Here is a 26,974-nt window from a genome sequence, read left to right on the forward strand (position 1 = left end):
CGTGATGAAATGCCGGAATTACCAGAGGTTGAAAACGTTAGACGGACGCTTGAAAATCTTGTAACAGGAAAAACGATTGAAAATGTCGTTATTACTTATCCCAAAATAGTAAAACGACCGGATGATGCAGAAATTTTTAAAGAAATGCTAAGAGGCGAGACAATTGAAAATATAAAGCGAAGAGGTAAGTTTTTGCTTTTGTATGTAACGAACTATGTAATTGTTTCACATTTGCGCATGGAAGGTAAGTTTTTACTTCATCAAGAGGATGAGCCGATTGATAAACATACGCACGTCCGTTTCTTATTTACAGATGGAACTGAATTACATTATAAAGATGTGAGAAAGTTTGGTACGATGCATCTCTTTAAGAAAGGTGAAGAGTTGAATCAAATGCCTCTTGCTGACTTAGGCCCGGAGCCATTTGATGCTGAATTGACACCGCAGTATTTACAAGAAAGATTGCAAAAAACAAATCGTAAAATAAAAGTCGTATTATTAGATCAGCGTCTTTTAGTAGGGCTTGGAAATATATATGTAGATGAAGTGTTATTCCGTTCTCAAATTCACCCAGAACGAGAAGCTGCATCTTTAACAAAAGAAGAAATAGAAAGAATTTACGAGGCGATTGTTACAACGCTGGGCGAAGCTGTTAAGCGAGGCGGAAGTACAATTAGAACGTATATTAATTCACAAGGACAAATTGGTTCGTTCCAAGAACTTCTAAATGTATATGGGAAAAAAGGAGAACCGTGTGTGACTTGCGGTACGCTATTAGAAAAAACAGTTGTTGGCGGAAGGGGAACACATTACTGCCCAATTTGCCAACCTAGAATATAGAAAAGGGATAACATCGGATAGGCATTTGTCATATACATAGAGCAGAGCTATGTATAAGGGAGGAGCTTACCGATGTACCTTTATTTATCTCTTATTTTATTAGCTTTTACATTAAGCTTAGATAGCTGTAGTGTAGGGCTAACATATGGTTTAAGAAGCGTAAGAATTCCACTAAGATCAATTATAATTATCGGGATCTGTTCAGCAGCTGTAATGCTCGTTTCCATGGGAATTGGACATATGATCGCGAAAATATTTTCACCTGTTATCGCAACGCGTATCGGCGGATTTGTTCTTATTGGAATTGGAATTTGGGTATTATACCAATTTTTTCGAAGTGATAAAAAAGAAGAACCAAAGCAAGAGGAGAAGGTTTGGAAATTAGAAATTGCTTCACTCGGGCTAGTGATTCAAATTTTGCGGAAGCCGACAGTTGCGGATTTTGATAAATCAGGAACTATCTCTGCAGGAGAAGCGTTACTTCTCGGTATCGCTCTTTCTATAGATTCGTTTGGTGCTGGAATTGGTGCATCTTTATTAGGTTATGCACCCGCGATGATGGCGGTATTAGTCGCGGTTATGAGTTCTTTATTTTTATTTATTGGAATGAAGCTCGGTACGATTTTATCAAATATGAAATGGTTACAAAAATTTACATTCCTGCCTGGGGTATTACTCATTATTATTGGAATTTGGAAAATGTAAGTATGGGCGTGGAACATTAGTTTCGCGCCTTTAATATTGTGAGGAGGATTATTATGACAGTAGTAATTGGATTAACAGGAGGCATTGCAAGCGGAAAAAGTACGGTATCAGAAATGTTTCGTGAAATGAGTATACCGGTTATTGATGCAGATATTATTGCGCGAGAAGTTGTAGAACGAGGAAAACCGGCATATAACAAAATTGTAGAGGTGTTCGGAACGGAAGTGTTACAAAAAGATGGAGAGCTTGATCGACCAAAGCTTGGGAGTGTCGTTTTTTATAATGAAGAAAAACGATTGCAGTTAAACGAAATTGTTCATCCTGCAGTGCGTGAAGAAATGAATGCACAAAAGGAGATGTACATAAAAGAAGATATGCAAGCGGTTGTGTTAGATATCCCTCTTTTGTTTGAAAGTAAATTAACAAATCTCGTTGATCGTGTTTTAGTTGTAGCAGTCACACCGAATACGCAATTGGAACGTTTAATGAAACGAAATAACTTTTCAGAAGAAGAAGCAACGGCTCGTATTCAATCTCAAATGCCATTAGAAGAAAAAGTAAAGAAGGCAGATGAAGTAATTTATAATGATGGCACAATTACTGGAACGAAAACACAATTAGCCTCTATTTTGAAAGAATGGAACATTATTGATTAAAAAATTGTGAAATTAATGAAAATGCTTAGTGACATATCTCCTTTTTGTGTTATACTATTATTGGGATTGGAGATAAATAGTATAACGCATTCAAGGGGGATAACATATTATGACTCGTGTGGCAATTAATGGATTTGGACGTATCGGGAGAATGGTATTTCGTCAAGCAATAAAAGAAAGCGCATTCAAAATTGTAGCAATAAATGCAAGCTATCCATCAGAAACGTTAGCGCATTTAATTAAATATGATACAGTTCATGGAAAGTTTGACGGAACAGTGGAAGCATTTGAAGATCACTTACTAGTTGATGGGAAAATGATTCGCCTTTTAAACAACCGCGATCCAAAGGAGTTGCCTTGGAAAGATCTAGGTGTTGAAGTTGTAATTGAAGCAACTGGTAAATTTAACTCGAAAGAAAAAGCAATTCTTCATGTTGAAGCTGGAGCGAAAAAAGTTATTTTAACAGCACCTGGTAAAAATGAAGATGTAACAATCGTAGTTGGTGTGAACGAAGACCAATTAGATATTACAAAGCATACTGTTATTTCAAATGCATCTTGTACAACAAACTGTTTAGCGCCTGTTGTAAAGGTGTTAGATGAGCAGTTCGGAATTGAAAACGGTTTAATGACAACTGTTCATGCTTATACAAATGACCAAAAAAATATTGATAACCCACATAAAGATTTAAGAAGAGCGCGTGCTTGCGGACAGTCCATCATTCCAACAACGACGGGTGCTGCAAAAGCGCTAGCAAAAGTTCTTCCACACTTAAACGGAAAACTTCATGGTATGGCACTTCGTGTACCAACACCAAACGTGTCTCTTGTTGATTTAGTAGTAGACGTAAAACGTGATGTAACAGTTGAAGATATTAATGAAGCATTCAAAACTGTTGCAAACGGTGCATTAAAAGGAATTGTAGAATTCAGCGAAGAGCCTTTAGTGTCTATCGATTTTAATACAAATACACACTCAGCTATTATTGATGGTTTGTCTACAATGGTAATGGGTGATCGTAAAGTGAAAGTACTTGCTTGGTATGATAACGAGTGGGGCTACTCTCGTCGTGTTGTAGATCTTGTAACGTTAGTTGTTGATGAATTAGCGAAACAAAAAAATGTGCAACATATTTAAGTGAACGAGAGAGGGCAAGTGAAAATTTGCCCTCTTTTTTATTTTTTTCTGAAAAGGAAAAAAATTATATAAGTATATTTTTAAATAGTGGACATACCACGAAACGTTGGGATTACTGTATTCGTGAATCATTAATTTTTTTTAGGGAAAAGTAAAGAGGAAAATATGACAGAAAATCGAAAAAACTGTTGTTGCAAAATGAAAATAAACAAAGTATACTAACACTCGTAAACTTAAGAGCTGAGGTACGTAGTCACTACTTAAAGGGTTAGGACCTCTCTGGACTAACTTTCCCCCGTGGTAGTGGAGCAAGCCAAATTGCAAATTAGTTTTCAATTCGAACAGTTAGAATAAATTTACAAGGGGGAACTGTAGAATGGATACTATGGATACGATGGGTCGTCACGTGATTGCTGAACTTTGGGATTGCGATTTCGACAAGCTTAATGACATGCCGTATATTGAACAATTATTTGTGGATGCAGCACTAAGAGCTGGTGCTGAAGTACGTGAGGTTGCTTTTCATAAATTTGCACCACAAGGTGTAAGTGGAGTAGTAATTATCTCGGAATCACATTTAACAATTCATAGCTTTCCGGAGCACGGTTACGCAAGTATTGATGTTTATACTTGTGGGGATCGTATTGATCCAAATGTTGCTGCAGAATATATTGCAGAAGGTTTAAACGCGAAAACGCGTGAGAGCATCGAGCTTCCTCGAGGCACTGGTAGCTTCGAAATTAAGCAGAGAGAAACAAAAGCTCTTTAAAAAAGAACATAATTGATTTAAAATGTAAAGAGGTGTATAATGCACCTCTTTTTTAGTTTATATAAAATAGGATCACGATATGTAATAACTTAGAGTGGTCATTATAGAAGAATGAGTTATATAATATTGTATATATATTTTCACATGTAGGTGAGTAGCGAAAGAATAAAGATTATAGTGTAAAGGAGTGAATGAATTGCGTTGTCCATCCTGTTTTCATAATGGAACAAGAGTGTTAGATTCGCGTCCGGTAGACGAGGGGCGCTCTATTCGAAGAAGAAGAGAGTGTGAAAGTTGTTTAAGTCGCTTTACGACATTTGAAAGAGTAGAAGAATCACCTCTTATCGTTGTTAAAAAAGAAGGAACACGAGAAGAGTTTAATAAAGAGAAAATTTTACGCGGTTTAATTAAAGCGTGTGAAAAAAGACCTGTATCTTTAAGGCAGTTAGAGGAAGTAACACAAAGTGTGGAGCGTGAACTTCGTAACTTAGGTATATCAGAAGTGAAAAGTGATATGATTGGTGAAATTGTTATGGAAGAACTTCGTGATATTGATGATGTTGCTTACGTACGTTTTGCTTCTGTGTATCGTCAATTTAAAGATTTAAATGTATTTATTGAAGAATTAAAAGATATACTGCAAAAAGAGAGAGAGTAGAAGGAATCTCTTTATATACTGTAAGTAAACGAGATAAGAGAGCTAGAAGCGGAAGCTAATAGCTCTTTTTCGCTAATAAATTATATAATAAAGATAGAACGAGTGAAATGTAGGCTAGATTGGATGAGAGAAAGGAAAAGCAAGAATGGAAAAACAGTCATGGATGGAGCTATTGCCGATTGATCGTTATAAAGTAAGTGCGAAAGGGTTGTTACATAATTACGACCGGAAAGTATTAACGATGTTGTATCAGCCGTTAATAGGTAGTAGAGCTTTTAGCTTATACATGACACTATGGGGAGAGTTAGAGCAAGATCGTGTGTTTGGAAAAGAGAATACACATCACTCCCTTATGGTGACTATGCAAATGCAACTTCCTGAAATATATGGGGAACGAGTAAAGTTAGAAGCGATTGGTCTTTTAAATGTATATATTAAGAAAGAAAAAGATATTCGGATGTTTATATATGAATTGCAACCACCTTTATCTCCGAAGCAGTTTTTTGATGATATTGTTTTAAGTATCTTTTTATATAATCGCTTGAGTCGGACAAAATACAACCAAGTAAAGCAATATTTCTTAGAAGAAGAATTCGATTTTGCTTCTTATGAAAATGTTACGCGCTCCTTCAACGATATATTTGATTCGTTTAACCCAGGTCAGTTTGAATATGCGCAAGAAGAACTGCGTATCCCGAAAACGACAATTATGCCAAGTAACGAGAATGGGGATGCTCCGAAAGTTTGGAACGATTTCTTTGATTTCTCTTTATTTGTAGACGGACTATCAGCCCTTGTTCCTAAAAAGGCGATTACAGATCAAGTGAGAGAATGTGTTATTACACTCGCTTATGTGTACGGTGTGGATGTGTTATCGATGCAAAATATCGTTCTTGGCGCAGTGACAGAAGTGCAAACAATTGATATCGAAAGGCTTCGGAAGGGAGCACGCGATTGGTATCAATTCGAAAATGGTCAAGCGTTACCTGTATTAAGTGAAAGAGTGCAACCTCATGCTGCTCGTACAATGAAAGAGAAAGAGCCATCTACGCAAGAAGAGATGCTAATGAAACAGTTAGAGGAAATCTCGCCAAAACAACTATTGAAAGAGATTTCAGGCGGTGCAGAGGCGACGAAAGCTGACTTGCAAATCGTTGAGGATGTAATGATAAATCAAAAGTTAACGCCAGGGGTTGTGAATGTACTTATTTATTACGTTATGCTACGCTCAGATATGAAGCTTGCTAAAACGTATGTCGAGAAGATTGCTGGACATTGGGCGCGAAAAAAGGTCGGTACAGTAGGCGAGGCGATGGCGCTAGCGAAAGAAGAGAATCGTCAATATCAAGAGTGGGCTGAGACGAAGAAAAAAGGTCGTACAGCGAAGAAAACAGTGCGAAAAGAAATGGTACCAGATTGGCTTAAAGAAGAGTCGAAAGAAGAAGAGAAAGAACCTGTAAAAAATGACGTAAGTGCGAAAAAAGATGCAAGTACGTTAGAAGATGAACGGAAACGATTAGAAGAAGTATTGAAAAAATATAAGCGTGATTAATAAAAGAAAATGAACGCTCTTTGAGGTGAGAAAATGGAGCATATTCAAAATTCATTTACGAAATTAATGGAAAATAAAAACTTTAAAAATAGATATGAAGTCTTAAAGGCAGAAGTGATGGCGCACCCTCGTGTGAAAGAATTTATAGACGAACATAAAGGTGAAGTAACGACTTCTATGATTGAACGAAGTCTTGTGAAGTTATATGAATATATTGGACAAAGTGTAGGGTGTGCGGATTGTCCAGATTTAGGGTCATGTAAAAATATGCTACAAGGATATGAGCCGAAGCTCGTCATTCAAGGTAAGATGATTGATATTCAATACGATCGTTGTATTAGAAAAGTAGCATATGATGAGAGAAAAAAATATGAAAAACTCGTTCAAAGTGTATATATGCCAGTTGACATTTTGCAGGCAACTATGGAAAATTTAGACCCTTCAGATTTAGATGCACGTATTGATGCAATAGGTGCAACGAATGAATTTTTAAACACATACGAACCAGGTAAAAAAGCACAAGGTTTATATTTGTACGGTAAATTTGGTGTAGGGAAAACGTATCTTTTAGGGGCAATTGCAAATGAGCTTGCGCGAAAGAAAATTAGTTCGATGCTCGTATACTTCCCTGAATTTTTACGTGAAATCAAAAGTTCGATTCAAGATAATTCGATTAGCGGAAAGATTGATGCTGTCAAACGTGTACAAGTATTAATGTTAGATGATATCGGGGCAGAAGCGATGTCAAGTTTTGTACGTGATGATGTACTCGGTGCAATCTTGCAATTCCGTATGTTGGAAAACTTACCGACGTTCTTTACATCTAACTTTGATTTCAAACAGTTGGAACATCATTTAACGTATACACAGCGCGGTGAAGCAGAAGAGATGAAAGCGGCCCGTATTATGGAACGAATTAAATATTTAGCGAAGCCAATCCCAATTGGTGGGAAAAATCGTCGTAATAAGTAAAGAGCGAGCTGAGAAGCTTGCTCTTTTTTATCCCGCTATTGGCGGGCAGTAAGACTCCCACCTCAAAATTCGGCTGTAAAGCAAAGAAGTTAGGTGGGAGCCCTGCTGCCCGTAAAGGCTCGATTGGTGCGGGCTAATAATCAGTGGAGGATGGACAAAACCTCCACTGATTAAAGTTTCACTTTATTTTAATCATTTTTTCAGAGTAGCTTGTATCATTTTTTTCTCCCTCCCTTAATATATATAAAATTAGCAAGCCATATCGAGTGGATGTTCTAACAATGGGAGATAGGTTTCTACTAAGAGTGAACTTCCATAGATCGGACTCTTATAGGATTTGTAACGTATAGATGCAATCCTTTAGAGCGGGGATAAAAGGGGGGACAAAAGTGATTGAAATTTGCTTCGAAGAAAAAAATGATGCTGTGTACGTATACAGACAACTAACGAAAAGAACAGAATCCTTATATAAGGAAACAAGTGTATATTTAAACGAACAAAAGGTTGTTATTCATATACCATTATGTGAATCAAATTATATTGAAAAGATTTTATTGCCAGTATTACTATATTTCATTATGAATGTGAAACAAAATGAATGGATTCATACCATTTTAAAGGAAAAGTTTTTTTATGAAGAACAAGAAGAGTGTCATCAAATATTGCATATGGCACATGAGATTTTAAAGGAAAGAAGAAAAGGAGTAGCTAGTGATTTAACACGTCAAAAATTTGAATCTTATATTGCGTCGTCTTTGAATGATTGGCTTTGTGATCCGCTCTCATTCTCGTTTTCATCATACGTTCGTTTTCGTCTTCGTACATATAGGGAAATGGTAACTAAGCTTGCTGAAGTTGCAATTGATGAGTATAAGATGGAGCAGGAATACCAAATATTCATTGAGACACTTCGCCAACAAGTAAGTAGCCGGAAATCACGTTTGTCCTGTGTACATCTTATTTTTGATGAAAGTTTTATTTTCTATGATGATAAAGGTAGGCGTTTAAAACAGGAGAAATTGGTTCAATATATAGATGAAGAATTATTAAAGAAACAGGATGTATATATCGATACGAAAGTAATTGCACCACTTCTTTCTATTTCGCCGAAAAAGATTTATTTATATACGAAAGAACAAGATCATAATATGATTATTACTTTGCGAAATGTATTTCAGGAACGAGTCGAATTACATGGTTTGCATGAGTTTGAGCGCAATGTGAAAAATTTAAAAAATAAAGGTAACGCCCTTGATTTTCTAAGTTTTTGAGCATATAATTACCTACATAAATGAAATATATTGAAATGTCATGATGAGGACATGAGTAGTTATCTACGATTTTCAGAGAGGGAAGCCTTAGGGTGCGAGCTTCCTAGTACGGGATTATTACTTACCCCCTCTAAACTTTAGCAGTGAACGTTTTTCTAGTAATTGCTAACGGACAACACCGTTATGTTGAACTTGAGCAATTAACAATAAGGTTAATTGGAACAAGGGTGGAACCACGAATTCAACACTCGTCCCTTTTTATGGGATGAGTGTTTTTTATTTTGAAAAAAAAGAGGAGTGACCAGTGATGGCAGATGTAGTTAAAATTACTTTCCCTGATGGAGCTGTGAAGGAGTTTCCAAAAGGAGTAACAACTGAAGAAATCGCAGCTTCTATTAGCCCAGGCTTAAAGAAAAAAGCTGTGGCTGGAAAATTAAACGATGAGATGATCGATCTTGTTACACCAATCGAAGAAGATGGTGCAGTTTCTATTATTACATTAGATTCTGAAGATGGCTTATATATTTTACGCCACTCAACAGCTCACCTTTTAGCACAAGCGTTAAAACGTTTATATAAAGATGTTAAGCTTGAGCTTGGCATTGGTCCAGTAATCGAAAATGGCTTCTACTACGATATTGATATGGAAGAAGCAATTACAGTTGAGGACTTCAAGAAAATCGAAAAAGAAATGCAAAAAATCGTGAACGAAAACTTAGAAATCGTTCGTCATGAAGTACCACGTGCAGAAGCACTTCGTCGCTTTGAAGAAATCGGCGATGAGTTAAAATTAGATTTAATTAACGATCTTCCAGAAGATGCAGTTATTTCAATTTATGAGCAAGGCGAATTCTTCGACCTATGCCGTGGTGTTCATCTTCCATCTACAGGGAAAATTAAAGTATTTAAATTATTAAGTGTTGCAGGTGCTTACTGGCGCGGCGACAGCAATAATAAAATGTTACAACGTATTTACGGTACTGCATTCGTTAAGAAAGCAGAATTAGATGAGCACTTACGTATGCTTGAAGAAGCGAAAGAGCGCGATCACCGTAAATTAGGTAAAGAGTTAAAACTATTTACTAATAGCCAAAAAGTAGGACAAGGTTTACCACTTTGGTTACCAAAAGGTGCAACAATTCGCCGTATTATCGAGCGTTACATCGTTGATAAAGAAGCAAGCTTAGGCTATGATCACGTATACACTCCAGTATTAGGAAGTAGAGAGCTTTATGAAACTTCTGGTCACTGGAACCATTACCGTGATGGCATGTTCCCATCAATGGAAATGGATAATGAAGAGTTAGTTCTTCGTCCAATGAACTGCCCTCACCATATGATGGTTTATAAAAACGATATTCACAGCTACCGTGAATTACCAATCCGTATTGCGGAACTTGGAACAATGCACCGCTATGAAATGTCTGGAGCATTATCTGGATTACAACGTGTACGCGGAATGACTTTAAATGATGCGCACATTTTCGTTCGTCCAGATCAAATTAAAGAAGAATTAAAACGTGTTGTAAACTTAACGTTAGAAGTGTACAAAGATTTCGGTTTAGAAAACTATTCATTCCGTCTATCTTATCGTGACCCAGCAGATACTAAAAAGTATTATGCTGATGATGAGATGTGGGAAAAAGCACAAGGTATGTTAAAAGAAGCTATGGATGAAATGGGTCTTGATTACTATGAAGCTGAAGGTGAAGCGGCATTCTATGGTCCGAAACTTGACGTTCAAGTTCGTACTGCTCTTGGAAAAGACGAAACACTTTCAACTGTACAATTAGACTTCTTACTTCCAGAACGCTTTGAATTAACTTACGTTGGTGAAGACGGTAAACAACATCGTCCAGTTGTAATTCACCGTGGTGTTGTATCAACTATGGAACGTTTCGTAGCCTTCTTAATTGAAGAATACAAAGGCGCATTCCCAACTTGGTTAGCTCCAGTTCAGGCGCAAGTAATTCCAGTTTCTCCGCAAGTACATTTAGACTATGCGAAGAAAGTACAAGATGAATTACGACGTGCTGGTATCCGTGTTGAATTAGACACTCGTGAAGAGAAAATTGGTTACAAAATCCGTGAAGCACAAATGCAAAAGATTCCGTACATGCTTGTAGTAGGTGACAATGAAGTTACTGAAAATGGCGTTAACGTACGTAAATATGGTGAACAAAAATCAGAAACAATCGCATTAGATGCGTTTGTTGACATGATTAAGGTAGAAGGAAAACGATAAGAAAGAGCCGCGGTATACCGCGGCTTTTTTATGTATTATAAAAAAGAAAATCTAGAAAAAATAACCAAACAATACTTATCATAAAAAAGTATTGCAAGTATGCTGGTTGTTTGTTACAATATTTCTTGTTGTTAGTAAAACACATCGCGTCTTCTTGACAGACGTCATGTCCTATGATAAACTCATCAAGGATAATAGAATATGGTTTTGACAAGTAGAAGCACCCGCTTCTCACCTGATGGACGCATTCGCAGTTAGCAGGTAAATGTATTTCTTACTAAAGATATTACAAGTGTGGGTGCCGTGTGCCCGCACTTTTTTTGTTCGGGTTCTACAATTGCAAAACGTATTCTAAGAAAACCTTGGAGGTGGCTTACTATTAGCAAGGATATGATGATTAACGAGCAAATTCGTGCACGTGAAGTACGCTTAGTTGGCGCAAACGGCGATCAACTTGGAATCAAGTCTCGTAATGACGCTTTAGACTTAGCTGCAGGTCTTAATCTTGATTTAGTATTGGTTGCTCCAAATGCGAAACCACCAGTATGCCGCATTATGGACTACGGTAAATTCCGCTTTGAGCAACAGAAGAAAGAAAAAGAACAGCGCAAAAATCAAAAAGTAATTAGCATGAAAGAAGTTCGTTTAAGTCCAACAATTGATGAACATGACTTTAACACAAAACTTCGTAATGCTGTCAAGTTTTTAGAGAAAGGCGACAAGGTTAAAGCGTCAATTCGCTTTAAAGGACGTGCCATTACTCATAAAGAAATCGGTCAACGTGTTTTAGATCGCTTCTCAGAAGCTTGTGCTGAAGTTAGTACAATTGAATCTAAGCCTAAAATGGAAGGACGTAGTATGTTCTTAGTTTTAGCACCGAAAAACGATAAGTAATAGATAGAGGAGGAAATACCTATGCCTAAACAAAAAACTCATCGCGGCGCTGCAAAGCGTTTCAAAAAGACTGGATCTGGTAAACTGAAGCGTTCTCACGCTTACACAAGCCATTTATTCGCTAACAAATCTACAAAAGCTAAACGTAAACTACGTAAAGCTGGTGTAGTTAGCGCTGGTGACTTCAAACGCATTCGTCAAATGCTTGACAACTTAAAATAAGTTCGGCTGATATATAGAACAAACTAGGAGGTAATATTATGCCAAGAGTAAAAGGTGGTACAGTTACTCGTCAACGTCGTAAAAAAGTTATAAAATTAGCAAAAGGTTACTACGGTTCTAAGAGTACATTATTTAAGGTTGCTAACCAACAGGTTATGAAATCTCTAATGTATGCATTCCGTGACCGTCGTCAAAAGAAACGTGACTTCCGTAAATTATGGATTACACGTATCAACGCAGCAGCTCGTATGAATGGTCTTTCTTACAGCCGCTTAATGCACGGTTTAAAAAATGCTGGCATCGAAGTTAACCGCAAGATGCTTGCTGACTTAGCTGTTCATGACGAAAAAGCTTTCGCTGAATTAGCAACAGTTGCAAAAAACAACATTAACTAATTGTTTAAAACCTTAGAAGATTTTCTTCTAAGGTTTTTTTATTTGTATTTATTGTAAAATTAGCCACTTATTATCGTTATTTCTTGCTCAAGTATATTAAGATGTGCTTGTAAGAATTTTTGTAACGATAACGTGGAGACTTTTACATGAAAGTAGGAAAGATTAACGGATGTGTCGTTATCGATATGACAAAATCAATATAAAAGCTATAGCGATATAAAAGAATATATATATAAACTCAGGAGAATCCTCCTGACTTTTTTTATTTGAACTCATTCGTGAGAAGTGCATCTTTCCTAGCAGAAACGACACTGCTATAATGGAAAGATGATATGGAGCTTTCATCAAGTGAACAATATATGAGTGATGATTGAAACGTATTTGCAAATTAAGGACAAGCTATCTTTATAAAGATGTAGGTAGCTGACTTGTTAATAAGAAACGAAAAATAATAATGAACTTTGAGATGAAACAACATTGTTGCGGAAAATGCGATGTTGGAGGAGGACAATAGAATGGACTTACTACAACTATTTAAATTACAAAAAGAATTAGATGACCGTATTGTGAAAGAACATGACTTACAACCGAAAAAATTGTTAAAAGAAAAAATGTTAGCTCTTCTTGTAGAAATTGGAGAACTTGCAAATGAAACACGTTGTTTTAAATATTGGAGCAATAAACCAGCTTCAGAACGTGAAGTAATATTAGAAGAATACGTAGATGGTTTACATTTTATTTTATCAATCGGAATCGATTTAGGAATTGATAAAAACTTCTTATTCTATAAATGTGCGCAAACGAATAAAACACAAGTGGAAATTTTCTTAGACACATATGCGAAAGTAATTCGTTTTACAGATCAACCTTCTATTACGAACTATATTGAACTATTTACAAGCTATCTTCGCCTTGGACAAGCGCTTGAATTTGAACAAGATGAAATTGAAAAAGCATATTTAGATAAAAATGAAGTAAATCATCAGCGTCAAACACAAGGATACTAATTTAATTTTTGAATATTTCAATTTCCTTTTGTATAATAAAGTGACTGAAGAAAAAGGAGGGTGTTGGCAATGATAAAATTAGACGAGACATTGACAATGCTAAAAGAATTAACAGACGCACGCGGTATTGCGGGTAACGAGCGCGAACCACGTGAAGTAATGAAGAAATATATTGAGCCGTTTGCAGATGAACTTTCTACTGACAATTTAGGAAGTTTAGTTGCGAAAAAAGTTGGGGAAGAAAACGGCCCGAAAATTATGGTTGCAGGTCATTTAGATGAAGTCGGCTTTATGATTACGCAAATTGATGACAAAGGCTTCCTTCGTTTCCAAACGGTGGGTGGCTGGTGGTCGCAAGTTATGCTTGCACAGCGCGTAACGATTGTAACGCGTAAAGGAGATGTAACAGGTGTAATTGGTTCAAAACCACCGCACATTTTACCTCCAGAAGCTCGTAAAAAGCCAGTTGAAATTAAAGACATGTTCATCGATATTGGTGCTTCTAGCCAAGAAGAAGCGATGGAGTGGGGCATACGACCAGGAGATCAAGTTGTACCGTACTTCGAATTCCAAGTGATGAAGAATGAAAAGATGTTACTTGCAAAAGCATGGGATAACCGAATTGGTTGTGCAATTGCAATTGACGTATTAAAACAATTAAAAGATGAAAAGCATCCAAACGTTGTATACGGCGTTGGGACTGTACAAGAAGAAGTTGGTCTTCGTGGTGCGAAAACATCTGCAAACTATATTAAGCCAGATATCGCATTCGCAGTAGATGTAGGTATTGCTGGTGATACACCAGGTGTAACGGCAAAAGAAGCACAAAGTAAAATGGGTGATGGTCCGCAGATTATTCTATATGATGCTTCTGTTATTGGTCATACAGGTTTACGTGATTTTGTTGTTGATGTTGCGGATGAATTACAAATTCCATATCAGTATGATTCTGTAGCCGGCGGGGGAACGGACGCAGGAGCAATTCACATTTCTGTAAATGGTATCCCATCTATGGCAATTACGATTGCGACACGCTACATTCATTCTCATGCAGCGATGTTACATCGTGATGATTATGAAAACGCAGTGAAGTTAATTGTAGAAGTTATTAAACGTCTTGATAAAGAGGCTGTACATAACATTACATTTAATTAATAGAAAAAAGCGAAGGATAACCTCCTTCGCTTTTTCCATTTTTAAAACGGTCTTTCTAATCCTGCTGCAGTATGAGCTCCTAAAATAATTAAGCGAGTTAATTGCATTGCCATGAAATGTGGGGTATAAATCATGCCTCTTTTTAACCATGACATAATCATTCCGATATGAGCGCCTGTAACATAACTAATAAGAATATCACGAGGGACCATAAGGTCTTCATCATCTGGCTGGGAAATAGATAGGCTTAATGTTAAATGTGTTTGAATTGTTTTCATCATTTTATAAGAATAGTTTCCAGCTGCCTTATCGCCGAGCATAACGTTATAGAAATTAGTATTGTCTGCGATATGCTCAAACAAAGCTAAAAAAGTTGGATGCGGTGAATCAAAAGTGAGCTGAAAATCTTCTTTATTTCGATTTTGTGGTTTAATTACTGCAGCTAGTTTTTCTAACATTTCTTCTATGCTTTTTTCTAATAAATCATATTTATCATGGTAATGGCTATAAAATGTAGCACGATTTACAGGAGCGCGTTCCGCGATATGTTGCACAGTTACATTTTCGAAGCCCTTTTCGCCTACTAAAGCGACAAAAGCATCCTGTATGAGTTGTCTCGTTCGTTTTACACGTGGATCATTTGTATTTTTAATAGACATTTTTACTTCACCTCGTTTAATTTTTAAACCTTAAACAACACATGTATAGTGTAATGTTGTTTAAACAACATATAGGTTTAAATTGTTGGTTGTAGATTCGGGATAATTATTTATAATTATAAACGATAGTCCTTTAGAAATCAGCACCGCTAGGATGCAGACAAAACATAGTTTGCGTCGTAAAAGGTGTGCTTTTTTTGTTTAAAGGTTAATATAATTAACAATTAAACAATATAAACACTAAGGATATAAATAGTTTAGAAAAAAATTATATGCGATATAAGGAGAGGAATGCAATGAATCAGTTTCGAAGAATGGTAATTATCAACATTATCACATTAATTGTATTAGTTGGCGGCGGTATTGGCGGTTATTACTATTACAATCAATCGGAAAACTATTTAAAAACAGAAAATGCAAAGATTGACGGGAAAGTAATCCCAATTGCATCACCAGTAGCAGGTAAATTAACAGACTGGAAAGCTGAAGTCGGAAAAAATTACAATGAGAACGATAAATTAGGTGCGGTTACTGTAGCAGGAGCAAATGGTGAACAAACAGTAGATGTAACAATTCCGCAAAATGCAACAGTTGTACAATCAAATGCAACAACTAATGCGTTCGTTGGGGCAGGTAGCCCAATTGCTTATGCATTTGATATGAGCAATTTATGGGTAACAGCAAATATTGAAGAAACAAATATTGATGATGTTCAAAAAGGCCAAACAGTAGATGTGTATGTAGACGCATACCCAGATACAACGTTAACGGGAAAAGTAGAACAAGTTGGATTAACAACAGCGAATACATTCTCGATGTTACCATCAAGTAACGCAACAGCGAACTATACGAAAGTAAAGCAAGTTGTACCAGTTAAAGTTTCTTTAGATCATAGTAAATCAGTAAATATTGTTCCTGGAATGAATGTGTCAGTTCGTATTCATAAGTAAGGGGGAGATGAGATGTCCTCAATTGCAATTGTAGGATATGCACTATTTTGTATAATCGTCTTCTTCCTTGTAAATCGTCTTTTACGAAAGAAAAAAACGAATGTGGGAGAAGAACAAGTCCCAGCCGTAAGTAAGATAGAAGTAAGTCAAGCAGAAACAGTAGAGAAAGAACTTGAACAAAAACAAGAAGCAGAAGCTTCTAACGTAGTGGAATTAGAAACAGGGAAGCAAGAGCAAGTAAAACAGGAAAAAGAAATGCTGAAGAGACAATTGCCGGTAGAGAATGTGAATGTAAAGGCAGTTGTAGCTGTATTAATTCTCGGTATGTTCGTTTCTATTTTAAACCAAACGATCATTAATGTTGCACTGCCTCCATTAATGAATGAATTTAACGTATCAACTTCAACAGCACAATGGTTAATTACAGGCTTCATGCTTGTAAACGGAATTTTAGTACCAATCAGTGCATTTTTAGTTTCACGATTTACGTATCGTAAATTATTCATAGCAGCAATGTTATTCTTCACTGTAGGATCTATCATTTGTGCTACATCAGGAAACTTTACAATGATGATGACAGGCCGTGTTATTCAAGCGGTTGGTGCGGGTATTTTAATGCCAGTTGGTATGAATATCTTCATGACATTATTCCCGCCTAATAAACGCGGAGCAGCTATGGGGTTACTTGGGGTAGCGATGATTTTAGCACCAGCTATCGGACCAACTGTAACAGGTTGGGTAATTGAAAACTATAGCTGGAACTTAATGTTCTATGGGATGTTTGTTATCGGTTTAATTATTACGTTCTTATCTTTAAAATTCTTTACACTAGCTCAGCCAGTGTCTAAAACAAAGTTAGATGTATTCGGTGTTATTAGTTCAAGTATTGGACTAGGTAGCTTACTGTACGGATTTAGTGAAGCTGGAAATAATGGCTGGACTAGTGCAGAAGTTGTTATAACACTTATCATCGGTGTCATTGGTTTAGCTGTATTTATTTGGAGAGAGTTAACAACAGACAATAAAATGCTCGATTTACAAGTATTTAAATATCCGACGTTCACTTTCACATTAGTAATTAACGCGATTGTAACGATGGCCTTATTCGGAGGTATGTTATTACTTCCAGTATACTTGCAAAACATTCGCGGTTTTACACCGATGGAATCTGGTTTATTATTACTTCCAGGATCATTAATTATGGGGATCATGGGACCAGTTGCAGGTAAACTATTTGATAAGTATGGTATTCGTCCGTTAGCAATTGTCGGATTAGCCATTACAACATTTGCGACATATAAATTTACAACGTTATCGATGGATACACCGTATAGCGTTATTATGACGGATTATATTATACGCTCAATTGGTATGTCATTCATTATGATGCCAATTATGACAGCTGGTATGAATGCACTGCCGATGAAATTAATTTCTCACGGTACAGCAACGCAAAATACGTCAAGACAAGTAGCTGGTTCAATTGGAACAGCGATATTAATCACGCTTATGACGCAACAAACTACTGCTCACGTAGCGGATTACGGCAATATGTTAACAACGTCAAACCCGATTTTAGTTGATAAAGTACACGGTATGGGCCAAAGCTTAGCGGCATTAGCCGGATCAGCTCAAGCAGGAGATGCGATGAGTACACAACTATTATTCGGACAAATTTCAAAGCTATCTGCAATTAACGGTATTAACGATGCCTTCTTAATTGCAACTATACTAGCCGGTATTGCTTGGGTGTTATCGTTCTTTTTACCATCAGGCAATAAACCAAATAGAAAAGCAGGGAATTAATTTCCCTGCTTTTTTGTCTTTTTAAAGAGTGAGATATAAAAAATGATAACCAGTTACGGAGCACAGCCCTGTTATAAACAAAATTGTCCCCATAGAACGAATACTCGATATTTGCCCTCCGCTTATAATAGCTAATAGTCCAGCTAAAGAGAAGAAACACCAATATAAAGTTCCTGAAATTGGAACCATCCCCTTTAAATCTATTCCAAAACCTATACAAATGATAGGAACAACGATAAGCGATATGCTAATTAAACCAGCTATAATAGTAAGTGATTTACGATATTTAATGCCAGCAATAATTAAAAAAATGCCAACGATGCCTTCACATAATAACAAAATAGGGGCTAAGATAAGCCAAATAAATAAGTTGGTAGATTCCATATGTAATAACTCCTTAACGAATAAAAGATGAATCAGGCATGGACATGAGTTGATAGCAAATAGCTGCAAACAGTCCTATTGAGAAAATAATGAATCCCATGTTGCGTATACTCTTAATTTTTGAACGTACCCCATTCAATCCTGCTAATAAACCAGCTAGAGAGAAAAGTATCCAATATAGGACAGGTGAAATGTGGAGAACGGTCTCTCCATTGATCCCTTTGTTCAAAAAAATAAAAGGCATTATAACGAATGAAAAGCAAATAATCCCCATTAAGATAACAAGTAATTTCCGATATTTAATTCCTGTTACCATTAAAAAAATACCACCAGCAATCCCGCATAGTAAGAGCAGTGGCGTAAAAAGTATCCAAATAATACTGAACATATGTAAACTCCTTTAAGTGAATTAAGTTATATTTTACTACATGAGGTTTATTTTGGATATTATTAATAAATATGTATAAATTGATAGAAATGAGAAGCAACGATACGAATTAATAGATGTAGAGAACGTTAGAGAGGAGGGGACATATGAAAATTACAGAAGAGAACGTTGCAATGCAACTACGGAAAAGGAACGAAAAAGCATTATATTTTATTATCGACCGGTACGGCGGACTTATAAAAAGTATTATTCAGAAGCATTTAGCCTCTTTTCAAGATGTACAAGAGGAATGCATGGATGATGTGTTATTGGCAATTTGGAATCATATTGAAAAGTATGATGAGGAGAAAAATACTTTAAAAAATTGGATTGCAGCTATTACAAAATATAAATCTATCGATTATGCGAGGAAATATGCGAAGACAGTAAATGAAAAAGGATTAGATCAAATAGGTGAAATAGCGGTACATACCGATACTACTAAAAATGAAATTAGTAATGATATGGAACATATATTAGATCATTTAAAGAAGAACGATAAAGAAATCTTTATGAAGCATTACGTTGAAGAAGACAGTGTAGAAGATATTGCAGAGAAAATGGGGATGAAAACTTCTTTTATATACAATCGTCTGTCGAGAGGCCGGAAGAAGCTAAGGGCATTATTTTTACATAATCGAATGAAGTAAATAAGAAAAGAGGTGAAGGAAATGAAAGATCCGTATGAAATGTTAAATGATATAAAAATTGATGAAAATGAATATAAAGAAGTTAACTTAACTCATATAGAGAAAAAGAAAATACAAAAGCGAATTAGCAAAAAGATAAGAAAGAACAAAGGTCATACGAAACGTAATATAGCTATTGTAACATCGGCTGCGGCATTATTTATCATGATGATGACTGTAGATATGAGAAGGATGATTGCAGATATACCGTTAATCGGAAGTAAAATGGAAGACTACGTAAACAGTAGAGGAGAACCTTTAAAAGAATATAAAACGACAATAGGACAAACGGTTTATGATAACGGTGTAGAAGTAAGGTTAGATGAAGTGATGATAGATGAAGGGCAGATTATTGTTAATAGTACGTTTAAGTCTAACAGTGTTAATCTGGGAGATATTTTTTTACCGTACCCAGATGTTTATATAAATGGAAAAGAGTTAAATGGTAGTGGTGGTGGAGGTAAACAAAGAGTAAATGATTATACATACACATTTTTTACTACTACAAATTTGAAAGATTCACAAATGAAGCCAATGGAATTGGATGGGGAACTAGATATACAAATTATATATAGAAGACTTATGCCGTTAAAAGATAAAACCTCAATAAAAGGAGAATGGGGCTTTTCCTTTAAGGCATCTGGAGAAAAATTAAAAGCTGAAACGAAAACAATCCCAATCCATAAACATTTTAAATTGGAAAATGGTCAAACAATAGAAGTGGAAGATTTGAAAGTGTCTCCTGTATCTACGAAGTTAAATTATAAAATGATGAACGGAACAAAGTTAGATGTGACATTTACTGTAAAAGATCAAGATGGGAAAGAGTTAAAACCAGTTTCAGGTCATACATTAGCGGAAAATAGTTATTGGCGTTTTGAAAAGCTAGAGGACAGTGTAACAAAAATTGTACTGACCCCTGTCCTAACTTCTGGTGAAGAGGGAGAAAAGAAAACGAATTATCGAAAAGTGTTAAAGGAAGAAGAGTTTGAAGTTGTGATAAAAGAGTGAAAGAGGTATCGCGATGACACCTCTTTCTAACTCAAGAATGCTAACATATTATTCATAATATGAAATAACATAGCTGGAATAATGGATTTTGTTTTTTTACATAAAATAGCCATTAATAATCCCATGAAGAAAGTAATTACCATTACTCCAAGTGAGTATGTATGAGCGATACCGAAGAAGAAGCTTGTTACGATAGCTGCAATCCAAAATGGAAAGCGTTCTGAGAAGAAGCGAAGTATAAAACCACGGAAAATCAGCTCTTCAAAAATTGGTGTGAGTATAGCGAAGCCGAGAAGTAATAATATTTGATACTGCTTAAAAACGTCTAAGTTTAGTGCGGAAGATTGCTGCTTTGTTGCGTCTTGGAACACATAATTTAACAAGATGTAATTGAGTATAATGTTTATAGCGAAGAAAAGAAGTAAGTATACGTATGTACGCCATTCTTTAAGTACTTTAAAGTTAAAAGATTTTAGTAGTAATTTTTTTGCGGGTTCGAATTTAAAAATGAAGAATAACAACACGGCTAGTTGTAATACGATACTTGCAGTATTTGCAATAGATTCATACAGGGCAATTTGTTTTTTATCTGTAAGACCGGCTGTATAAATTGTTAAGGGCATTGCGAGGAACACAGTAATAAGTCCGGTTCCGAAAAAAGCGAATAAAACGGAGCTAATAAATTGTCCCCATGACATAGAGTATTTCTGTTCATTAGAAAGTTGTGTAGCGGGTTGCATTTGTAAAATCACCTCTTTATATTTGTATATTTAATTATAAAGTATTTTGCTTTTAGGTGTAACATTTAAATATTACATACAAAGGTGTATTTTTCGCAAAATAATAAAAGAGGTATCACCCTATAGTGATGCCTCTTTCTCATTGATAAGTATGTTCTGCCTTGTCATTCAATTTCTTTTGCTCTATTTGTAATTCACGCTCTACCAATCGGTCTAATTGCTGAATAGCTTTCAATGCTTTTTCGTAAGAAATCGTTCTATAATGGTGCGCTCCGCCCGGTTCTTCATCTGCTTCGTCTGCCCATTTAATAATGTTTTGAAGAGATGTTCTTTCAATTTCTTGCTGTACTAAGAAAGAATCTGTATGAAGAAGAATCGCAATAGAAATTTCTTTTGCTAGTTTAGGATGTTCTCCTAATCTAATAAGCAATTTATGAGATCTTTCTGCCCCTTTAATCGCATGTATATCATTCTTTTTATACAAGTCATAGTCCCATTCGCCGCCTGTGTACCACGTATGATGTCCGATATCATGAAGGAAGCCAGCCTTTGTCGCAGCATCGACTGAGGCGTGATGCTTTTTGGCTAAGTGAAACGCATGGTAAGCGACAGCAATCGCGTGGACCATTCCAGAACGGTTTACATATTTTTGTGTAATGTGATGTTTAAAAACTTGTTCAAGCGTAATACGTTGCATAAAACATTCACTCCTTTTATCTAATGATGTACATGAAGAAAAATCGATCGGTTTAAATGTATTTTGAACATTGTACTCCATCGGGGTAGCGTTAGTAAAGTAGAAATGTTTAGGAGAAGAAAAATTTTATAGAAATAAAAGGTCACCTTAGTTTTTTTTCTAAGGTGACCTTTTATTGCTTATTTTTTTAATCCTTGCTCCAGTGTTCCTAACATTTCGTGTTTTTCATTTTCATCAGCATTTTTCCAAATGACTTCGAATAAAACGCCAAGACCTGGAAGCATTTTTTCTTCACCGCTTTGAATTGCATCGACAATCGTTTCTTGTAATTGATCTTGTGAATTTCCAGATACATTCGCTAATACCGCGCCGCGTAAATTAAAACTCATTATCTTCACCTCTTCTTCAGAATTGAAACTGACGTTAGTTTTTGTTCTTTTTTATGTAAATATGTATGAAAAATAGGCTATAATGATAAGACAAGAAGAGAGGGAAATACATATTATGAAAAACATTGATTCAGTACAAAACCCGCGTGTGAAGCAGTGGAAAAAGCTGCAGACGAAAAAAGAGCGCGATAACAAAGCTTTATTTTTTGTAGAAGGATTCCATTTAGTAGAGGAAGCGTTAAAGGCAGGAGTTGTAACAGAACTTATCGTTTCAGATCAGACAGATCTTCCGAAAGATTGGACAGTTAATGATGTTGAAATGTATATTGTGCCTGAAGCAATTGTAAAAGTACTTCGCGAAACAGAAACAACGCAAGGTGTATTTGCTGTTTGTGAGAAACATGAGAAAGAAGTAGCTCTTACTGATGGGAAATTTCTTTTATTAGACGGCCTTCAAGACCCAGGTAATTTGGGAACGATTATTCGTACAGCGGATGCAGCGGGTATTCATGCCGTTGTGCTTGGAGAAGGGTGCGTTGATGTTTATAATAGTAAAGTACTACGATCTACACAAGGTTCTATTTTCCACTTACCGGTTGTGAAAGGGAACTTAGAAGAATGGGTAGACAAGTTAAAAGAAAATAACGTCCCTGTATATGGAACAGCTCTTGAAAATGGAGTTCCATTTGGTGAAGTAACCCCGGCTGGAAGTTTTGCATTAATTGTAGGGAATGAAGGAAGCGGCGTACGCCCAGAAATTCTTGCGAAAAGTGATCAAAACTTGTATATTCCGATTTACGGCGGGGCAGAATCATTAAATGTTGCGGTTGCAGCAGGGATTTTAACGTATTATTTACAAAGCCCAGTTGCGAATCGATAAAAAACTTCTTATAATAAGTTGAAGTACATGTTCATAAAAAAGTGGTGAAATGAGTATCGAACTTTTTTGAACATATAATAAAAGTATATTAATGAAAAACGTTGATAGAGAAGAGTAGCTTACAAAATCGCCATATAGGGAGAGAGTGCCGTAGACTGAAAGCATTCTTATGGTAGATGGAAGTGAATTCACCTCTGGAGTTGGCGCCAGGACCATTTATATGTAAAGGCGTTCCGGTCAGAATTGATCGTTATAACTAATGAGTGGGCAGACTTGTTCTGTCAATTTAGGGTGGTACCGCGAATTTACCTCGTCCCTTTTTGGGAGCGGGGTTTTTTTATTTTTAAAATTAGGAGGGTTCCAAATGGAAGCACGTTTAAAAGAGCTAAAGCAAAAAGCGTTAGAGCTTATTGAAGAAGCGAAAGAGCTAAAGGGCTTAAACGACGTACGCGTAGCGTATTTAGGGAAAAAAGGTCCAATTACAGAAGTATTACGCGGCATGGGAAAATTATCAGCAGAAGAGCGTCCACGTATGGGAGCATTAGTAAATGAAGTACGTGAAGCGATTCAAACGCGTCTAGAAGACAAAATTGGTAACTTAGAAAAAGCAGTAATTGAGGCGAAATTAGCTACTGAAACAATTGATGTTACACTGCCAGGTCGTCCTGTTGAAACAGGTTGTCACCATCCGTTAACAGCAGTTGTTGAACAAATTGAAGATGTATTCATCGGTATGGGTTATGAAGTAGCTGAAGGCACAGAAGTAGAAAAAGACTACTACAACTTCGAAGCATTAAACTTACCGAAAGATCACCCAGCGCGTGATATGCAAGATACATTCTACATTACAGAAGAAACGTTACTACGTACACATACATCTTCTGTGCAAGCACGTACGATGGAAAAGAATAAAGAAAAAGGACCGATTAAAATTATTTGTCCTGGTAAAGTGTATCGCCGCGATGACGATGATGCAACGCATTCACACCAATTCATGCAAATTGAAGGTCTTGTAATTGATAAAAACATTCGAATGAGTGACTTAAAAGGTACACTGCAAGTATTCGTGAAAAAGATGTTCGGTGAAGATCGTGAAATTCGTCTTCGTCCAAGTTTCTTCCCATTCACAGAGCCGTCTGTAGAGATGGATATTTCTTGTATGATGTGTCACGGTAAAGGTTGTGGCACTTGTAAAGGGACTGGTTGGATCGAAATTTTAGGAGCAGGTATGGTTCACCCGAACGTACTTGAAATGGCTGGTTATGATTCAAAAGAATATCAAGGTTTCGCATTCGGTATGGGCGCAGAGCGTATCGCAATGTTGAAATACGGCGTAGATGACATTCGTCATTTCTATACAAATGATGTACGTTTCTTACAACAATTCAAACGAGCGTAAGGGAAGGAGAGGATAAATATGTTCGTATCATATCGTTGGTTACAAGAGTATGTAGATATTAAAGATGTAACAGCACAAGAACTAGCAGACAAAATCACGAAAAGTGGTATTGAAGTAGAAGGTGTTGAAGTATTAAATAAAGGTGTAAAGGGTGTTGTAGTTGGTCACGTATTAGAATGTGAAAAACACCCAGAAGCTGATAAATTAAGCAAATGCTTAATCGATATCGGTGAAGAAGAGCCGGTTCAAATTATTTGTGGAGCTGCTAACATTGCAAAAGGTTTAAAAGTACCAGTTGCAAAAGTTGGCGCTGTACTTCCTGGTAACTTCAAAATTAAAAAAGCAAAACTACGCGGGGAAGCTTCTCACGGTATGGTTTGTGCTCTTCAAGAGCTTGGTATTGATGGGAAATTCGTTGCGAAAGAATATGCAGACGGTATCTTCATCTTCCCAAGTGCTGCTGAAGTTGGTGCAGATGCACTTGAAATTTTAAATTTACATGATGAAGTACTTGAGCTTGGTTTAACACCAAACCGTGCAGATTGCTTAAACATGTTAGGTGTTGCATATGAAGTAGCTGCTATTTACGGCCGTGAAGTAAAACTTCCAGCTATCGACTTACAAGAAACAGAAGAAAAAACTTCTGATTACATTTCTGTAAGTGTAGAAGCGAAAGAAGAAAACCCATTATATATTGCAAAAATGGTGAAGAACGTAAAGATTGGTCCATCACCAATGTGGATGCAAACTCGTCTTATGGCAGCTGGCATTCGTCCAATTAGTAATGTAGTTGATATTACAAACTACATTTTAATGGAATACGGTCAACCGTTACATGCATTCGATTACGATAAATTAGGTTCAAAAGAAATCGTTGTTCGTCTTGCAAAAGAAGGCGAAAAAATTGAAACGTTAGATGATCAAGAACGTACGTTACAAAGCCACCACCTTGTTATTACAAACGGTGAAAAAGCGTTAGCTGTTGCTGGTGTAATGGGCGGAGCGGATTCTGAAGTTGATAGCGAGACAGTAAACGTTCTAATTGAGTCTGCATACTTTGCAGGTCAAACAGTGCGCCGTACATCAAAAGACTTAGGTCTTCGTAGCGAATCAAGTGCACGTTTTGAAAAAGGAATCGACCCAACACGTACATTTGAAGCAATTCAACATGCAGCTGCTTTAATGGCGAAATACGCTGGTGGAGAAGCACTTGAAGGTGTAGTAGAAGCTGATAACTTACAAGTACAAGAACGTACAGTATCTGTTACAGCTGAAAAAGTAAACCGTGTATTAGGTACAGATATTTCTGCGAGTGAAATGGGTACAATGTTCACAAACTTAAAATTCCCATTCACAGAAGTAGAAGGAACATTCCATGTAAATGTACCAGCACGTCGTCCTGACATTACAATTTCAGAAGACTTAGTAGAAGAAGTAGGTCGTCTGTATGGTTATGATCACATTCCAGTTACATTACCATCTGGAACAATGACACGTGGTAAATTAACATCAGCACAAACGAAACGTCGTAAAGTACGCCGCTTCCTAGAAGGTGCTGGTTTATATGAAGCAATCACATATTCATTAACAAGCGCTGACAAAGCGAAACAATATATGGTTGAGCCGAACGAAAAAGCTCCTGTAAATCTTGCGCTTCCAATGAGCGAAGAGCGTAGCCAACTTCGTTTAAGCTTAGTGCCACAATTGTTAGAAGCAGTTTCATACAATGTTGCACGTAAAAACGACAGCGTTGCATTATATGAAGTAGGTTCTATCTTCTTACCAACAGAAGCAGGAGAACTTCCGAAAGAAGAACAACATCTTGCGGGTGTTATGACAGGTCTTGCTCTTCACCATGCATGGCAAGGTGAGAAGAAAGTTGTAGACTTCTTCGTTGTTAAAGGTGTATTAGAAGGATTATTCGACGTACTTGGCGTGGCAAATCAAATCACTTATGCACCAGCAAAACGTGAAGGTATGCACCCAGGCCGTACAGCTGACATCGTATTAGATGGTGAAGCAATCGGATTCATCGGTCAATTGCACCCGGAAACAGAAAAACAATTAGATGTGAAAAATACATTCGTATTCGAATTATCTCTTGCAAAAGTATTCGGTGCAGACGCTGAGGGAACTTACTACTCAGCAATTCCACGTTTCCCATCTATGACACGTGATATGGCTGTTGTAGTAACAACAGAAACAAAAGCTGGTGAAATGAAGCAAGTCATTGCTGAAGCTGGCGGAGAACTTCTGAAAGACGTAGCACTATTCGACTTATACGAAGGTGAAAAAATGGAAGAAGGCAAGAAATCACTTGCATTCTCTATGAACTACTTCGATGCAGAACGTACATTAACAGACGAAGAAGTAACAGAAGCACATAACCGTGTATTAACAGCGGTAGAAGAGAAATTTGGTGCGGAGTTACGTAAGTAATAAAAAATTGCCGGATTAAGTCCGG

The 26,974-nt window shown here is 36.6% G+C and carries 28 protein-coding genes and 3 other annotated features; of the genes, 22 read left to right on the forward strand and 6 right to left on the reverse strand.

Translation table 11 applies throughout. The annotated features are described in order from the left end of the window. Positions 1-9: 9 nt before the first annotated feature. From mutM to MR066_RS21880, 15 genes are all read left to right on the forward strand, one after another. On the forward strand, positions 10-840 hold the full coding sequence (mutM, locus tag MR066_RS21810) for a DNA-formamidopyrimidine glycosylase (RefSeq protein WP_242248498.1): 831 nt from the start codon (positions 10-12) through the stop codon (positions 838-840). 72 nt (positions 841-912) lie between these two features. Further along, positions 913-1,545 carry a sporulation membrane protein YtaF gene (gene ytaF / locus MR066_RS21815; RefSeq protein WP_002129352.1) on the forward strand — a complete coding sequence of 211 codons (633 nt, stop codon included), beginning with the start codon at positions 913-915 and terminating at the stop codon, positions 1,543-1,545. A gap of 53 nt (positions 1,546-1,598) precedes the next feature. After that, positions 1,599-2,201: a dephospho-CoA kinase gene (gene coaE / locus MR066_RS21820; protein ID WP_088034060.1), complete on the forward strand. Its 603-nt coding sequence runs from the start codon at positions 1,599-1,601 to the stop codon at positions 2,199-2,201. A 109-nt stretch (positions 2,202-2,310) separates the two neighbouring features. After that, positions 2,311-3,339, forward strand: coding sequence for a glyceraldehyde-3-phosphate dehydrogenase (locus MR066_RS21825; RefSeq protein WP_002129350.1), 1,029 nt, complete (start codon positions 2,311-2,313; stop codon positions 3,337-3,339). A 385-nt stretch (positions 3,340-3,724) separates the two neighbouring features. Next, the gene (gene speD / locus MR066_RS21830) at positions 3,725-4,108 is read left to right on the forward strand and encodes an adenosylmethionine decarboxylase (protein WP_002003660.1); all 384 of its coding nucleotides are present in this window, start codon (positions 3,725-3,727) and stop codon (positions 4,106-4,108) included. 196 nt (positions 4,109-4,304) lie between these two features. Further along, positions 4,305-4,766: a transcriptional regulator NrdR gene (gene nrdR / locus MR066_RS21835; protein WP_001203686.1), complete on the forward strand. Its 462-nt coding sequence runs from the start codon at positions 4,305-4,307 to the stop codon at positions 4,764-4,766. 145 nt (positions 4,767-4,911) lie between these two features. After that, positions 4,912-6,318, forward strand: coding sequence for a replication initiation and membrane attachment family protein (locus MR066_RS21840; RefSeq protein ID WP_002015474.1), 1,407 nt, complete (start codon positions 4,912-4,914; stop codon positions 6,316-6,318). Between the two features lie 33 nt (positions 6,319-6,351). Continuing rightward, the gene (gene dnaI / locus MR066_RS21845) at positions 6,352-7,290 is read left to right on the forward strand and encodes a primosomal protein DnaI (RefSeq protein WP_002015473.1); all 939 of its coding nucleotides are present in this window, start codon (positions 6,352-6,354) and stop codon (positions 7,288-7,290) included. A gap of 389 nt (positions 7,291-7,679) precedes the next feature. Next, positions 7,680-8,561, forward strand: a complete 882-nt coding sequence (ytxC, locus tag MR066_RS21850; RefSeq protein WP_033709482.1) for a putative sporulation protein YtxC — start codon at positions 7,680-7,682, stop codon at positions 8,559-8,561. Positions 8,562-8,592: 31 nt separating this feature from the next. After that, positions 8,593-8,820, forward strand: a binding site (T-box leader). Positions 8,821-8,868: 48 nt separating this feature from the next. Continuing rightward, the gene (gene thrS / locus MR066_RS21855) at positions 8,869-10,806 is read left to right on the forward strand and encodes a threonine--tRNA ligase (protein ID WP_002190845.1); all 1,938 of its coding nucleotides are present in this window, start codon (positions 8,869-8,871) and stop codon (positions 10,804-10,806) included. Positions 10,807-11,012: 206 nt separating this feature from the next. Continuing rightward, positions 11,013-11,133: a sequence feature (ribosomal protein L20 leader region), on the forward strand. A gap of 63 nt (positions 11,134-11,196) precedes the next feature. Beyond that, a complete protein-coding gene (gene infC / locus MR066_RS21860; RefSeq protein ID WP_002015470.1) occupies positions 11,197-11,700 on the forward strand; it encodes a translation initiation factor IF-3 in 504 nt (167 codons plus the stop codon). 21 nt (positions 11,701-11,721) lie between these two features. After that, a complete protein-coding gene (rpmI, locus tag MR066_RS21865; protein ID WP_001125945.1) occupies positions 11,722-11,922 on the forward strand; it encodes a 50S ribosomal protein L35 in 201 nt (66 codons plus the stop codon). 38 nt (positions 11,923-11,960) lie between these two features. Beyond that, on the forward strand, positions 11,961-12,317 hold the full coding sequence (gene rplT, locus MR066_RS21870) for a 50S ribosomal protein L20 (RefSeq protein ID WP_001138364.1): 357 nt from the start codon (positions 11,961-11,963) through the stop codon (positions 12,315-12,317). A 515-nt stretch (positions 12,318-12,832) separates the two neighbouring features. Next, positions 12,833-13,324, forward strand: coding sequence for a dUTP diphosphatase (locus tag MR066_RS21875; protein ID WP_002015469.1), 492 nt, complete (start codon positions 12,833-12,835; stop codon positions 13,322-13,324). Between the two features lie 69 nt (positions 13,325-13,393). Continuing rightward, positions 13,394-14,479: a M42 family metallopeptidase gene (locus MR066_RS21880; RefSeq protein ID WP_002088917.1), complete on the forward strand. Its 1,086-nt coding sequence runs from the start codon at positions 13,394-13,396 to the stop codon at positions 14,477-14,479. Between the two features lie 41 nt (positions 14,480-14,520). Here MR066_RS21880 and MR066_RS21885 read toward each other — a convergent pair whose 3' ends face one another. Beyond that, positions 14,521-15,138: a TetR/AcrR family transcriptional regulator gene (locus tag MR066_RS21885; protein ID WP_002015467.1), complete on the reverse strand. Its 618-nt coding sequence runs from the start codon at positions 15,136-15,138 to the stop codon at positions 14,521-14,523. 296 nt (positions 15,139-15,434) lie between these two features. Here MR066_RS21885 and MR066_RS21890 point away from each other — a divergent pair, with 296 nt between their 5' ends. Together MR066_RS21890 and MR066_RS21895 are read left to right on the forward strand one after the other, a co-directional pair. Further along, the gene (locus MR066_RS21890) at positions 15,435-16,088 is read left to right on the forward strand and encodes an HlyD family secretion protein (protein ID WP_002143336.1); all 654 of its coding nucleotides are present in this window, start codon (positions 15,435-15,437) and stop codon (positions 16,086-16,088) included. Between the two features lie 12 nt (positions 16,089-16,100). Further along, a complete protein-coding gene (locus MR066_RS21895) occupies positions 16,101-17,894 on the forward strand; it encodes a DHA2 family efflux MFS transporter permease subunit (protein ID WP_242248499.1) in 1,794 nt (597 codons plus the stop codon). A gap of 21 nt (positions 17,895-17,915) precedes the next feature. Here the strand turns inward: MR066_RS21895 and MR066_RS21900 are convergent, their stop codons facing one another. After that, entirely contained in the window at positions 17,916-18,278 is a 363-nt protein-coding gene (locus MR066_RS21900) for an ammonia permease (RefSeq protein ID WP_242248500.1), read from the reverse strand. 13 nt (positions 18,279-18,291) lie between these two features. After that, positions 18,292-18,666, reverse strand: a complete 375-nt coding sequence (locus MR066_RS21905; RefSeq protein ID WP_242248501.1) for an ammonia permease — start codon at positions 18,664-18,666, stop codon at positions 18,292-18,294. Positions 18,667-18,812: 146 nt separating this feature from the next. On the opposite strand from MR066_RS21905, the gene MR066_RS21910 reads away from it, so the two are divergent. Further along, complete coding sequence (locus MR066_RS21910; RefSeq protein WP_002034234.1) at positions 18,813-19,355, forward strand: sigma-70 family RNA polymerase sigma factor; 543 nt, start codon at positions 18,813-18,815, stop codon at positions 19,353-19,355. 21 nt (positions 19,356-19,376) lie between these two features. After that, positions 19,377-20,405 carry a DUF4179 domain-containing protein gene (locus MR066_RS21915; protein WP_242248502.1) on the forward strand — a complete coding sequence of 343 codons (1,029 nt, stop codon included), beginning with the start codon at positions 19,377-19,379 and terminating at the stop codon, positions 20,403-20,405. 26 nt (positions 20,406-20,431) lie between these two features. Here MR066_RS21915 and MR066_RS21920 read toward each other — a convergent pair whose 3' ends face one another. The 3 genes from MR066_RS21920 to sspI form a co-directional block, all read right to left on the reverse strand. Then, positions 20,432-21,145 carry a CPBP family intramembrane glutamic endopeptidase gene (locus MR066_RS21920; RefSeq protein WP_242248504.1) on the reverse strand — a complete coding sequence of 238 codons (714 nt, stop codon included), beginning with the start codon at positions 21,143-21,145 and terminating at the stop codon, positions 20,432-20,434. Between the two features lie 139 nt (positions 21,146-21,284). Then, positions 21,285-21,842: an HD domain-containing protein gene (locus MR066_RS21925; protein WP_242248506.1), complete on the reverse strand. Its 558-nt coding sequence runs from the start codon at positions 21,840-21,842 to the stop codon at positions 21,285-21,287. Between the two features lie 179 nt (positions 21,843-22,021). Further along, complete coding sequence (sspI, locus tag MR066_RS21930) at positions 22,022-22,231, reverse strand: small acid-soluble spore protein SspI (RefSeq protein ID WP_000009511.1); 210 nt, start codon at positions 22,229-22,231, stop codon at positions 22,022-22,024. 82 nt (positions 22,232-22,313) lie between these two features. On the opposite strand from sspI, the gene MR066_RS21935 reads away from it, so the two are divergent. The 3 genes from MR066_RS21935 (at position 22,314) to pheT (ending at position 26,949) form a co-directional block, all read left to right on the forward strand. Continuing rightward, on the forward strand, positions 22,314-23,111 hold the full coding sequence (locus tag MR066_RS21935) for a TrmH family RNA methyltransferase (RefSeq protein ID WP_242248507.1): 798 nt from the start codon (positions 22,314-22,316) through the stop codon (positions 23,109-23,111). A 92-nt stretch (positions 23,112-23,203) separates the two neighbouring features. After that, positions 23,204-23,432, forward strand: a binding site (T-box leader). Positions 23,433-23,475: 43 nt separating this feature from the next. Continuing rightward, positions 23,476-24,510 carry a phenylalanine--tRNA ligase subunit alpha gene (pheS, locus tag MR066_RS21940; protein ID WP_002015457.1) on the forward strand — a complete coding sequence of 345 codons (1,035 nt, stop codon included), beginning with the start codon at positions 23,476-23,478 and terminating at the stop codon, positions 24,508-24,510. A gap of 18 nt (positions 24,511-24,528) precedes the next feature. Continuing rightward, positions 24,529-26,949 (forward strand): phenylalanine--tRNA ligase subunit beta, encoded by a 2,421-nt coding sequence (gene pheT / locus MR066_RS21945; protein WP_242248509.1) that lies wholly within the window; start codon positions 24,529-24,531, stop codon positions 26,947-26,949. Positions 26,950-26,974 lie beyond the last annotated feature (25 nt).

It is taken from the genome of Bacillus cereus group sp. BfR-BA-01523 (assembly GCF_022662615.1).
Taxonomy (GTDB): Bacteria; Bacillota; Bacilli; order Bacillales; family Bacillaceae_G; genus Bacillus_A; species Bacillus_A mycoides.